The sequence below is a fragment of the Aeromonas sp. INTO2 genome (assembly GCF_049860605.1).
Lineage (GTDB): Bacteria > Pseudomonadota > Gammaproteobacteria > Enterobacterales > Aeromonadaceae > Aeromonas > Aeromonas caviae.
The window spans coordinates 4,285,757-4,297,500 of the sequence record NZ_CP187588.1 but is presented as its reverse complement, the minus strand read 5'-3'; the positions used below and the strand labels follow the sequence as shown (position 1 = coordinate 4,297,500).

The 11,744-nt window shown below is 61.2% G+C and carries 12 protein-coding genes and 1 riboswitch; of the genes, 6 read left to right on the top strand and 6 right to left on the bottom strand.

Going from position 1 to position 11,744, the window contains the following annotated elements:
- Positions 1–285: 285 nt before the first annotated feature.
- From ACPW74_RS20335 to ACPW74_RS20325, 3 genes are all read left to right on the top strand, one after another.
- On the top strand, positions 286–600 hold the full coding sequence (locus tag ACPW74_RS20335) for a transposase (protein ID WP_039026396.1): 315 nt from the start codon (positions 286–288) through the stop codon (positions 598–600).
- The gene (locus ACPW74_RS20330) at positions 597–1,418 is read left to right on the top strand and encodes an IS3 family transposase (RefSeq protein ID WP_039026397.1); all 822 of its coding nucleotides are present in this window, start codon (positions 597–599) and stop codon (positions 1,416–1,418) included. Before ACPW74_RS20335 ends, ACPW74_RS20330 begins: the two co-directional genes overlap by 4 nt.
- Positions 1,419–1,575: 157 nt before the next feature.
- Entirely contained in the window at positions 1,576–2,067 is a 492-nt protein-coding gene (locus ACPW74_RS20325) for an RNA recognition motif domain-containing protein (protein ID WP_279980915.1), read from the top strand.
- A gap of 3 nt (positions 2,068–2,070) precedes the next feature.
- On the opposite strand, the gene murI is transcribed toward ACPW74_RS20325, so the two are convergent.
- Both murI and ACPW74_RS20315 read right to left on the bottom strand, forming a co-directional pair.
- Positions 2,071–2,859 (bottom strand): glutamate racemase, encoded by a 789-nt coding sequence (murI, locus tag ACPW74_RS20320; RefSeq protein WP_048209425.1) that lies wholly within the window; start codon positions 2,857–2,859, stop codon positions 2,071–2,073.
- A 108-nt stretch (positions 2,860–2,967) separates the two neighbouring features.
- Positions 2,968–4,833: a TonB-dependent receptor domain-containing protein gene (locus ACPW74_RS20315; RefSeq protein WP_041212100.1), complete on the bottom strand. Its 1,866-nt coding sequence runs from the start codon at positions 4,831–4,833 to the stop codon at positions 2,968–2,970.
- 52 nt (positions 4,834–4,885) lie between these two features.
- A riboswitch (cobalamin riboswitch) is annotated at positions 4,886–5,063 on the bottom strand.
- Positions 5,064–5,270: 207 nt separating this feature from the next.
- Between ACPW74_RS20315 and purE the strand changes: the two genes are divergently transcribed.
- Positions 5,271–5,780, top strand: a complete 510-nt coding sequence (gene purE / locus ACPW74_RS20310; protein WP_029313402.1) for a 5-(carboxyamino)imidazole ribonucleotide mutase — start codon at positions 5,271–5,273, stop codon at positions 5,778–5,780.
- Positions 5,777–6,901 (top strand): 5-(carboxyamino)imidazole ribonucleotide synthase, encoded by a 1,125-nt coding sequence (locus tag ACPW74_RS20305; protein ID WP_219604248.1) that lies wholly within the window; start codon positions 5,777–5,779, stop codon positions 6,899–6,901. Before purE ends, ACPW74_RS20305 begins: the two co-directional genes overlap by 4 nt.
- A 72-nt stretch (positions 6,902–6,973) precedes the next feature.
- On the opposite strand, the gene ACPW74_RS20300 is transcribed toward ACPW74_RS20305, so the two are convergent.
- The 3 genes from ACPW74_RS20300 to ACPW74_RS20290 form a co-directional block, all read right to left on the bottom strand.
- Complete coding sequence (locus ACPW74_RS20300; RefSeq protein WP_039040686.1) at positions 6,974–8,167, bottom strand: L-lactate MFS transporter; 1,194 nt, start codon at positions 8,165–8,167, stop codon at positions 6,974–6,976.
- 109 nt (positions 8,168–8,276) lie between these two features.
- Positions 8,277–9,005, bottom strand: coding sequence for a LytR/AlgR family response regulator transcription factor (locus ACPW74_RS20295; RefSeq protein WP_010672346.1), 729 nt, complete (start codon positions 9,003–9,005; stop codon positions 8,277–8,279).
- Positions 9,006–9,081: 76 nt separating this feature from the next.
- A complete protein-coding gene (locus tag ACPW74_RS20290; RefSeq protein WP_279980910.1) occupies positions 9,082–10,755 on the bottom strand; it encodes a sensor histidine kinase in 1,674 nt (557 codons plus the stop codon).
- A gap of 160 nt (positions 10,756–10,915) precedes the next feature.
- On the opposite strand from ACPW74_RS20290, the gene ACPW74_RS20285 reads away from it, so the two are divergent.
- Positions 10,916–11,356 (top strand): hypothetical protein, encoded by a 441-nt coding sequence (locus ACPW74_RS20285; RefSeq protein WP_425858455.1) that lies wholly within the window; start codon positions 10,916–10,918, stop codon positions 11,354–11,356.
- Between the two features lie 31 nt (positions 11,357–11,387).
- On the opposite strand, the gene ACPW74_RS20280 is transcribed toward ACPW74_RS20285, so the two are convergent.
- Positions 11,388–11,741 carry an Hpt domain-containing protein gene (locus ACPW74_RS20280; RefSeq protein ID WP_223917310.1) on the bottom strand — a complete coding sequence of 118 codons (354 nt, stop codon included), beginning with the start codon at positions 11,739–11,741 and terminating at the stop codon, positions 11,388–11,390.
- Between the last annotated feature and the right edge of the window lie 3 nt (positions 11,742–11,744).

Sequence of the window (11,744 nt, the reverse complement as noted above, 5' to 3'; positions counted from 1 at the left end):
CCACCTCATCAGGAAGCTAGCTCATCAGTTCGGCGTGGTCCGCCGTGCTGGTAGGGGCGCATTATAGGGAGGCCGGTTACGATGACAAGGGATTTTTTGAAGAAAGTCACGGAAACTTCAAATTATCCAGTTAGAAACAACTTACCCAGTGTATATATACAATGTTATCCACAAGCTGATGATTTCAGCCCTCTTTTATTGGCATTTATCAGGATCTTCCTGGCTGAAGGAATGTAATGACCCACTGAAATCCTGCTCAGGTCATAATGAGTGGAGATCACAGACATGAGCATCACGATGGACGAAGAAATCAAACGTTGGACGGCCAAGCGCAAGTCCGCCTTGGTCATGGAAATCATTCAGGGCAAGACCACCGTCGCCGAAGCGGCTCGAGCCTTTGATTTGCCGCCCTCCGAGATTGAAGAATGGGTAGATGACGCCAAACGGGGCATGGAAAACGCCTTACGGGCCAAGCCACTGGATATTCGCGAGCAGTACGAGAAGCAGCTCAAGGAACTCCAGGAAGCTTATGGCGAGGCCATGCTGGAGTTACGCGCCAGAAAAAAGCTGGCCTCCCTGCTGGGCGAGGACGACAGATAGTCGCCGATGTTCAGCAGGGATTACGCGCAGAAGGTATTGATGTCTCCGTCAGCAAGCTCTGCCGCTGGTTTGGCCTGCCGCGTCGTAGTTGGTACTACCGCAGCGTCAAGGCCGCGCCCAAGCTTCAGGAGCATCTGGTCACCCCGATCAAAAACATGATTGAGGAGAACCCATCGTTCGGTTACCGGACGGTTGCAGCCCTGTTGGGGTTCAACAAGAACACGGTACAGCGCATCTTCCAGCTCAAGGGCTGGCAAGTTCGCAAGCGTCCGGTTGGGTTTCGCCCCCGGATCCAGGCCCTGCCTTCGGTGGCCTCAGCGCCTAACCAACGCTGGGCGACGGACCTATGCCGGATCTGGGCTGGTCGCGATGGCTGGTGTTCCTTGGCGCTGGTGATTGATTGCCATACCCGTGAACTACTGGGATGGCATCTCTCGCGCAGTGGTAAATCGAAAACGGCCGAGGCAGCGCTGGAGCAAGCCTTAATTGCTCGCTTCGGCAGCTTGGGACGAGTTGCATCGCCGTTTTTGTTACGTAGCGACAATGGGTTGGTGTTTACCAGCCGCAACTACACAGCACTGGTGAAGAGCTATGGGTTGCAGCAGGAGTTCATCACGCCGTACACGCCGGAACAAAACGGCATGGTCGAGCGGGTGATCAGAACGCTCAAGGAGCAGTGTGCCCATCGGCAGAGGTTCGAGACCTTGCAGCATGCCAGTCGGGTGATTGGCGACTGGATCCAGTTTTACAACCAGAAGCGTCCTCACCAGGCGCTAAAGATGAAAACACCGGCGCAGGCCTATGCCGAAGCCGCTTAGTTGTGCAGGAACGGCTGGGTCATTACAGGAATGCCATACTGAAGCGGATAATTTGCCTCAAGTGGTCCATGGTAGCGTCTGGTCGTAAAGCTGGTTACCATGAAGGTGAATAGAGTGTTGCACCTTTTTTGCTTTCATTTACAAAAGGTCTTTAAAGATGAATTTATCCAAGTTTCCCGTTTATGTGCAGGCAGCAGTTCTTGCTCTGGTATTGGCGCTGCTCGGCTATCTGGTTGCCCAGGCCCTGCAGTTCTCTCTGAAAGTCGAAGTCATTTTTGCCGCCGGTCTGGCCATTGGCGGTTTCGTGGTACCGCTCTTCCTTAACCGTGCGCCTGCCACCGCCCTCGAAGAGGCGACCAGCCAGGAGACCTGTACCTTATATGTAGGCAACCTGCCCTATCGCGCCAACGAGATTGCGGTGCGCGAACTCTTTGCCGAGCAAGGTCAGGTACTGTCAGTTCGTCTGATGAAGGACAAGGCCACCGGCAAACGCAGGGGCTTCGGGTTTGTGGAGATGCCTGTCGCCGATGCGGCCAAGGCCATCGCCGCGCTCAATGACAAGGAGTATCAGCAGCGCACCCTGAAAGTGCGTGAAGCAAATGACAAGCGGGACCGGGATGAGAAGGACGTCAACGACGTCGACGCCTGATATTCAGTACACCACTTCTTCGAGTGACGACAGCCCCCAAGCTTGCAAGGGGGCTGTCAGTTTCTGGGCCCCAGCATCCAGTCGCGTGCAGTAGGCACGCCCCGTCCCCTCGCCAGGTGCCTGGACCGGCAGTGTCGCAAGCAGATGCGCCACCCGCCTTGCCACGGCAAGACCCGAATCGACCAGTTGGCATTCCGGCATCAGCTGTTTGATCTCTTCGTTGAGCAAGGGGAAGTGGGTACATCCCAGTACCAGGGTATCCGGCCTCTCCTCCCCTTCCATCCAGTCTGTGAGCACCTCTCTGAGCAGGGCCATATTGACCGGCAACCCCGCCAGCTTGCGCTCGGCTTCGATAACCAGTTCGGTGGCCCCCTTCAGCAGCACATGCTTGCCCGGGGCGAACTGGGCGATGAGTTCATGGGTATAGTCACGGCTGACGGTGCCGGGCGTTGCCAGCAGACCGATGTAGCCGTTACGGGTCAGGGCGGCGGCAGGCTTGATCGCGGGAACCACGCCGACCACGGGAATGCTGAGTGCGGTACGCAGGGATGGCAGGGCAATGGTACTGGCGGTATTGCAGGCGATCACCACCAGATCGATGGCGTGCTCGGCCACCATGTGGCTGACCAGTCCGGTACAAGCCTCGATGAGGGCCGCCTCACTCAGCTCGCCATAGGGAAAGTGGGCATTGTCGAAACTGTAGAAATAGTTGTGCTCCGGCAGAGCGCGACGGATCTCCCCATAGACGGTCAGACCGCCCATACCGGAGTCGAACACGAGAATATTGGCCACCTGAGCTCCCCCTTGAATGCGAGGCCGCGATCATACTCCCGCCCGGCGCCAATAGAAAAGGCCCTGCCAATGGCAGGGCCCCTGATTTTTCAGATCCAGACAAGGGGATCAGAGTGCGTAGTCCACCGTCACATAGTAGGCACGCTCGTCAGCCGGGTAACCCACCGAGGTCTGGTACTCCTTGTCCAGCAGGTTGCTGATCTTGCCGGAGACCTTCCAGGACGGTGCAACTTGATAGCCCACCGCCAGGTTCCACACGCTGTAACCGCCCAGCTGGGTGGTATTGGCCGCGTCACCATAACGCTCACCCTGGTAGATCCAGCTCAGGGAGCCATCGAACTGCTGCCACTGCGCCTGGCTCACCCACTTGGCCCCCTTGCGGGAGATCAGCTGCAACTGCTTGTCGGTGACCTTGTCCTTGGGATCCTTGTATTCGGCGGAAACGCGATGGCTCAGCCAGCCGGTCTCGAACTCCCCTTCCAGCTCAACCCCTTCAATCCGCGCCTTGCCGACGTTTTGCGGCGTCCACATGCCCTGGCTGTCCGGTGCCCACTGGATCATCTGCTCGAAGTCGTTGCGATAACCGGTCAAGCGCCACTCCACACCAGCGGTCTGTCCGTCCAGCATCAACTCGTGGCTTTTCGACTCTTCCGGCTTCAGATCCGGATTGCCGGACCCCGGGTAGTAGAGATCGTTGAAGGAGGGGGCACGGAAACCGGTGCCGTAACGGGCACTGAGGCGATAATCCTCAACGAAGCGCCAGCCAGCGCCGGTTTGCCAGGTGTTGTGACGTCCGAACTGCTCGTTGTCATCGCTGCGACCGCTCAGCTCGGCCTGCCAGACCTGGTTGTCAAACTGGGCCAGGGCATAGAGCCCGGTGTTGTCACGCTCATCGGCCTCACTCGGGAAGGCGACGCCAGAGGAGCGGGAACTATCGTCCAGCATGTCGCGCTGCCAGTCGGCGCCGCCCCCCAGGGTCCAGCTCTCGTCCAACTTGACGCTGTTGACCCAGTTCAGGGTGTATTGACGGGTATAGAGTCGATCAGCGGACTGATCGCGGCCGCTGGTATCCGGGTAGTCGTAGGCATCCTGTTTGGAGAAGGCGCCGCGCAGCTCGCTCAGGTAGCGCTCGTCATGATAGCGGGAGCCGAGCTGGTAGCTCTGGTTCTCGGTCCAGGTCTCGTTGCGTTGATGAAACGCCGGGCCCCAGGCGGAAGCGGCAGAGGATCTGTCGTACTGGGCAATGTTGCGGAACCAGCGGGTCGTACCGAACAGATCCCAGTTGCTGGCCAGCGCCTGCTGATAATCCACCATGGCGTTATAGCCCCGGTGTCCATGCTTGTCGCCATCGTTCACCCCGACGATGGGATGCACGTTGTAGCCGGTCTCGTCATCGAAACCACCAGCGACCTTGATCTGACCCGCATCACCCACCTGGCTGGCGCTGCTGAAGGCAGCCTGACGCTGCTTGTGGGAGCCCGCGCCCAGGTTGAACTTGTGCTGATTGGTCCCCTGGTCCGGGCGAGTGATGATGTTGATGACCCCACCGATGGCATCGGACCCATAAATAGTGGCGCGTGCACCGCGGATATATTCGATCCGCTCCACCTGGTTGAGGGGCAGGTTGTTGAGCTCGGTCATCCCGGCGGTCAGAGAGGCGCTGCGCACCCCGTCCACCAGCACCAGGGTCTGGGAAGAGGTGCCACCACGTACCCGCAGCGAGCTGAGCTGGCCGCGGCCGCCGTTGCTGACCACTTCCACGCCGGGCAGGGTCTTGACCACGTCGGTCACGGTCTGGGCTTGCAGGCGATCGATCTCGTCACGGGTCACCACGTTGACGGGAGCCAGCACACTGGAGGCAGGCTGGGCGACACGGGTAGCGGTCACCACCATGGTGGGATTGACGGGGATGGTCAGTTGTTGGGCAAAGGCCGCAGTTGGCAACAGGGCAGCCGCCAATAATGTCTTGGACATGAGAGATCCTTAAGTTCGCGTAAGCATCTACTTCGTGGCCGGTTTCTCTCGGCCCGAAATACGAACTTTGGCAGGTCTTCGGGCTTGGGGGCTGATGGCCTACGGCGACGGCTTCCCACCTGACGGCAGTGCCCTGATGTCGCTTCGTTCCCCCTTACCGCTGCGCGCCAGCTCCGGATTCTCACCGGATTCCCTTTTAAGCATGATGCGCCAAAGCGGGGGAATTATAGGCAGAGCCGCCTTGGATGTATAGCCATCTGGATTTCTAATGTCGTTTTTACCCAAAGCCGGTGCCAAGTGGCGCAGATCCTCGCCCCCTCTCATACCTTGAGGCTCGTTGACCGTCATTCGAGAGGGTCAAACACAAGAAATGTTGAGCCAGATCCCACGGCTTTTTGGTAACATGCGGCAAACGTTTGACATCCGAGGAAGCCGTAATGACGACCCCCCCTATGATCGGCCTGGTAATGGGCTCCGACTCTGACTGGCCCGTGATGCAGGCCGCCGCCCGCATCCTCAAGGAGCACGGCGTGCCCTATGAAGCGCGCGTCGTATCCGCCCATCGCACCCCGGATCTCCTGTTTGAATATGCCGCCAGTGCGCGCGATCGCGGTCTGCGCGCCATCATCGCCGGCGCCGGCGGCGCAGCCCACCTGCCGGGCATGCTGGCCGCCAAGACCACGATCCCGGTGCTGGGCGTGCCCATCCCCACCCGCCAGCTCAAGGGGATGGATTCCCTGCTATCCATCGTGCAGATGCCCAAGGGCGTGCCGGTCGCCACCTTCGCCATCGGCGAGGCGGGTGCCGCCAATGCCGGTCTGTTCGCCGTGTCCCTGCTCTCTGTCGCCCAGGATGGCGACGCTCCCCGTTATCACCAGCAGCTCGACGGCTTCCGCGCCAAGGAGCGCGACCGGGTGCTGGCGCTCACCCTGGAGGAGCCGGCATGATACTGCCCCCCGCCACTTTGGGTATGCTCGGTGGCGGCCAGCTCGGCCGCTACTTCGTGATGTCTGCCCACCGTCTCGGCTACAAGGTGATCGTGCTGGACCCGGACCCCATCAGCATCGCCGGTGCAGCCGCCGACGAGCAGATCGTTGCCGCCTATGACGATGCCGATGCCCTGCGCGATCTGGCCAGCCGCTGCGACGCCATCACCTGCGAGTTCGAAAACGTGCCCGCCGCCTCCCTGGCCCTGCTGGAGCAGTACAAGCCGGTGCGCCCGGCCGCGAGCGCAGTACGTGTCTGTCAGGATCGCCGGGAAGAGAAAGCCTTCCTGACCCGCGCCGGTGTACCGGTTGCCCCGAACCTGACCCTGCTGCCGGGCGAGCCGCTGCCCGCCCTGCCCGGCGACCTCTTCCCCGCCATCCTCAAGACCGCCCGCGAGGGCTACGATGGCAAGGGGCAGTGGACTATCCACAATGCGGGCGAATTGCCAGCGGCCCTGGCCGCCAGCGGTGTCCCTTGCGTGCTGGAAAAACGCCTGCCACTGGAGGGGGAGTTTGCCCTCACCCTGGCCCGCAGTCCGAGCGGTGCCATCAGTGCACTGCCCCTGGTGCAGAACTGGCACAGCGGCGGCATCCTGGATCAGACCCGTTCCCCGGCCAATGTGCCCGCCCTGGAGCGCGAGGCCCAGCGCATCGCCGAGCACATCATCGCCGCCCTCGACTATGTGGGCGTGCTGACGGTGGAGTTCTTCCTGGTCGGCGGTGAGCTACTGGTCAACGAGATGGCCCCCCGGCCCCACAATTCGGGTCACCCCAGCATCGACAACGCCGGTTGCAGCCAGTTCGAGTTGCAGGTGCGCGCCCTGTGCGATCTGCCGTTGCCGGCACAGGCTGAGGTTCAGCCCGCCATCCTGCTCAACCTGCTCGGGGATCTGTGGCAAGACGGCACGCCGGACTGGGCCGGCGCCCTGGCCCTGCCCGGGGTGCACCTTCACCTCTATGGCAAGGGTGAGGCCCGCCCTGGCCGCAAGATGGGCCACGTCACCGTCACTGGCCGCGACTGGCCGGCGGTCGAGGCCACCGCGCACCAGCTGCGCGCCCTGCTGGGTCTGCCACCACGCTGAGTCCACCCCTTGACATGCAAAGACCCGGGCCAAGGCCCGGGTCTTTTTTTATGACTTGAGAAGCGAGAGGGGTCAGGCCCTGTCGACAGCCGCAACGGGAGCAGGCAGGCGGATGGTGAGGGAGAGCACCAGGGCCACCACCAGCAACACCAGGATCAGGTTGAAGGTCGCCATGAAGCCGCCGAACAGGGAGGCCACGATGGAGCCGATGATGCTGCCCAGACCAAAGCCCAGGTAGATGACGCCGTAGTTCTTGGTCAGGTTGTTGAGGCCGAAGAAGTCGCTCACCAGCGAGGGGTAGACGGTGATGGTGCCGCCGAAGCTGAACGCCACACAGGCCACCGCCACGAAGAAGAGGTTGGCATTGAGCGGCACGAACAGCAGCAGCGCCATGCCCGCCAGGGTAATCAACTGGGCGATGGTGATGACCCGGATACGGGACATCTTGTCGGAGAGGATGCCCAGCACCAGCCGGCCACCCAGGTTGGCCATGGCGATGATGGCGACGGCGTTGGCGGCGACCACGGCCGGCAGGCCCACCATCTTCTCGCCGATGTCCTTGGCCACGCCGATGACGTAGAGACCGCTCATGCAGGCGGTGAGGAACATCAGCGCCAGCATCCAGTATTGGGGCTTGCGCATCGCCTCGGCCAGGGTGAAGTCGCGGCTCTCGCTCTGCTGCACGGCGGCGGCCTGCTTGGGCGCATCCTTCATCAGCATGCCACCCACCAGCACCATGGACATGGCGATCAGCCCCCACAGTTGGAAGGTGGTCTCAAGGCCGTTGCTGGAGAGCAGCAGCAGGTTGATGTACTTGAAGCCGAGGCTGCCGAGGCCATAAGCACCGATAGAGCAGGCGGAGATGAGCCCCTTGCGCTCCGGGAACCACTTCACACAGTTGGAGAGGGTCATCAGGTAGCCAGTACCGTCTGCAAAACCGACCAGAATGCCGGCACAGAGGTAGAGCATCGCCAGGTTGCTGGCATGAGCGGTGAGGAAGAAGCCGATGCCGAGCAGCACGCCGGCGCCCAGGGTGACGTTGCGCACCCCGAACCGCTCCTGCAGCTTGCCTGCCAGGGAGGAGGCCACCGCCAGGGAGAGGCTGAGCAGGCCGAAGGCGAAGGCGACCTGGCTCACCGGCTCGTCCAGCTTGTCAGAGAGCTGGGCGTTGAACAGGCTCCAGGTGTAAACGGATCCCAGCGCGAACTGGGTGATGATGGTCCCCAACAGGGTGAGGTAACGGGTGCGATTCAGCTCTCTGGTCATGATGCGTCTCGAGGAATGGCCTTAAGGAAACTGGGGCCACTATAGACAAGACGCCGCTCCCACCGACCGATTACGGCATGAAATGCAGATCGGCGGGAATGAATGACAATCAGAGCCGCATCAGCTGACGGAACGCCTTGATGTTGCTGCGGCTGACCGGCACCTCGAACGGCAGGTCATGGAGCCGGATGAGATAGGTGCTGTTGAACCAGGGCACTATCTCGCGGATCTTGTTGATGTTGACGCAGTAGGAGCGGTGGCAACGAAAGAACCCCTCGGCAGGCAACCGACTGACGAACTCGCTGAGGGTCATGGTCATCACGTAGCGATCGGTACGGGTGTAAACATGGGTCAGCTTCTCGTCCGCTTCCGCGTAGTAGATCTGCTCGCAGGGGGTGACGATGATGCGCTCCCCCTTCACCAGATTGACGGTGCGGTTCTGTGGCGTCCCGGGCTCCGCACCCTGGGGCTGGGACTTGCCCGCCAGTTCGAGCTTTTGCAGCAGATTGATGAGGCGCGGCTCGTTGTAGGGCTTGAGGATGTAGTCGAATGCCTCCAGCTCGAACGCCTCCACCGCAAACTCCTTGTAGGCGGTGACGAAGACGATGTGGGGCGGATGGCTGGACTTGTGCAGGTTCTTGGCCAGCAGCAGGCCGTCGATGGCGGGGATCTGGATATCCAGAAACACCACGTCTACTTCGTGATCCTGCAGATACTTGAACGCCTCCAGCCCGTCTTCGAAGCTCGCCACTATCTCGATGTTACTGTGCTGCCCCACCAGAAAGGCCAGCTCCTCGCGGGCCAGATACTCATCTTCCACAATGATCGCTTTCAGCATGACATTGCCCCCATAAGGAGCACAGGAGAGGCCAGCTCCTCCCGTATCAAACATTCGTCTTCCACTATGATGGCTTTCAGCATGGCATTGCCTCCTGATCAGGCAGATAGAAACAGACTTCGGTCCCCGGCTCCAGCCGCTTGAGGTGCAGGCCGTCGCCATAGAGCAGCTTTACCCGCTGATGCACGTTCATCAGACCGATGCTGCGGCTCTCCACCCGACCGGCGGCGACCCCGTCGATCACCGCCTGGCTGATGCCGTAGCCTGTGTCGCGCACCGCGACCCGGATGCCGCCCGCCAGCTGCTTCACCTCGATGGTGACCCGACCCGGCGCACTGCGGGGCTGGATGCCGTGCAGGATGGCGTTTTCCACCAACGGCTGCAACAGCAGGCTCGGCACCTGGATATGCACGTCGTCCACCTCGAACACCACCTCCAGCTTGTCGCCGAAGCGGGCCTGCTCGATGGCCACGTAGTCGCGCACCTGCTGCAGCTCCTCCTGGATGTCGATGAGGGTGTCCCCCTTGTTGAGGTTGTAGCGCAGGTAATCCGCCAGATTGGCAATGAGCTGGCGTGCCTGCTGGGGACGGATGCGGATCAGCGACGAGATGGCATTGAGGGCGTTGAACAGGAAGTGGGGGTTGATCTTGCTCTGCAGCGCGGTGAACTCCGCCTTGCGGGTCATCTCCTTGAGCTGCTCGATGCGCGACACCTCCATCTGGGTGGAGATGAGCTGGGAGAGACCCACCGCCATCTCCTTGAGGGAGCTGGTGATGCTGTGGGTGCGGCGATAATAGATCTTGAGAGTGCCGCTGACGGCGCCGTTTTCCCGCAGCGGAATAATGATGACCGAGTGAAAATCGGAGAGGTGATACTGGCGCAGATCGTTGTTGATGATGATCTGGTCGAGCAGCACCGCCCTGTGGGTCATGTCGCTGATGGCGTGGTGTTCGTCCAGCTCGTAGTAATCCTTGCCCACCCCCACATAGGCCAGCACGTCGCGGGTATCGGTGATGGCCACCGCATCGGCGCTGATCTCGCTGCGAATGATGCCGCACACCTGGCTCAGGGAGTGGCGATCGATGTTCTGGAAAAACGGCAACGTCTTGTTGGCGATGTCGAGCGCCAGCTTGGCCTGCTTGGCGGCAATCAACTCCTTCTCGTCGTCCAGGTCCTGCACCAGCTTGATGATGAGCCCGATACAGAGCGCCCCGGCGATCATGGGATAGGCAATATGACTGACAATCTCCACACCTACCGCATGGGGCTCGGTCAGTTGCCAGATAAGCAGCATGGTCAGCCCCTCGCAGGCCATCCCCGCCAGGATGCCATAGAGCCAGAGCCGCGACTTGCGACAGCGCAGGTGCAGCCAGGTGGCAAGCAGGCCGGCGATGATGCTGGCGATGAGACAGGGAATGGAGGTGTGGCCATCCATGTCGATGAGGTAGCGGTGCAGCCCCGAGATGACCCCGGCCGGAATGCCGACCCAGGGGCCGAACAGGATGCCGCCCGAGATGATGGCGATGATCCGCACGTTGATGAGGGCCCCCTCCACCGGAATGCCGGTGTAGGTGCTGAACACCGCGAACAGGCTGAAGATGCTGGCCACCAGCACCAGCTCGGCCGGGGTGTGGTCACGCTTCTGGAACAATCGCTGAAACGGCCGGGTGCGGGTGAGAAGAAAGAGCGTCATCAGCATCAGCGCCGCCCGCTCAAACACCGCCAACAACATCATCTGATTTTCGAGCATGGCTCTCCTCCGTCAATGGCATGGCGCCAGGGGCGGATCATACCCCTTATCTGCCGCCGACTCATGGGCGAATCCGGGGAGAGCGGTTCAGCTTTCGGGGAAAGCGCCGATAAGAGGAGGCCCTCGCCAAGGAGGGCCCAGTCCGACAAAGGAGATAACTATGTTTCAAAAAAGCATGGTGCTGGCAGTGATGATCGGTTGCAGCAGTGCCGCCGTTCACGCCAATACGCAGGTGAGCCAGCTGAACTGGCAGGCCACCGCCAGCAAAGAGACCAACATGGAAGTAGCGCTTACCCACCCAGGCCTCCAGGCCATCAATTCGGATCCGGCACAGGCTCCCGTCCAGATCCTGGCAGCAGACCTGAGCCACCCGGATTTCAACACCACCTATCGTTTGCAAGCCCGCGCACTCTACGGCTCCCTGCCACAGCAGGATGATCTCCGGATCACGCTGGCGCTCAACGGACAACCCCTCGAAGCAAGCCGCGCCCTCCCCTTGGCACAGGCGACCCGCTATTACCTCAGCTATCAAGCCCCGTCAGCCAGACCGGGCCAGGTGGGCGACGCCGCCTATGAGTTGATGGTGTACTGGCTGGGCTGACCACAGGAGCCGAAGGCATGTTCCCATGCCTTCATTCCTCCCCTTCCATCACCTGCAGTTGGGTCGCCGCCAGCCGAACGACCTCGTACTCTTGCTGCAAACGGGCCAACGCCTCGGGCAGCCTCGCCTGATCGAGTTCCCAGGATTCTATTTCGCTGCAGGTCGCCACCAGTTTCAGAGTGCCCATGATCCTGGCGCCCCCTTTCAGGCGATGTATACGGTCGATGAACTGGCCGACATGCCCCTCCTCCGCGGCCCGTTGCAATCTCGCGATATCGTCGTCACTGGCCCGCACAAACTCGGCCAGCAGAGGCACCATCAGGGTCGACTGATGTGCGGTCAGCGGCCCCAGATACCGCCGGATCTCCTCCATGCAGACGACCATGTC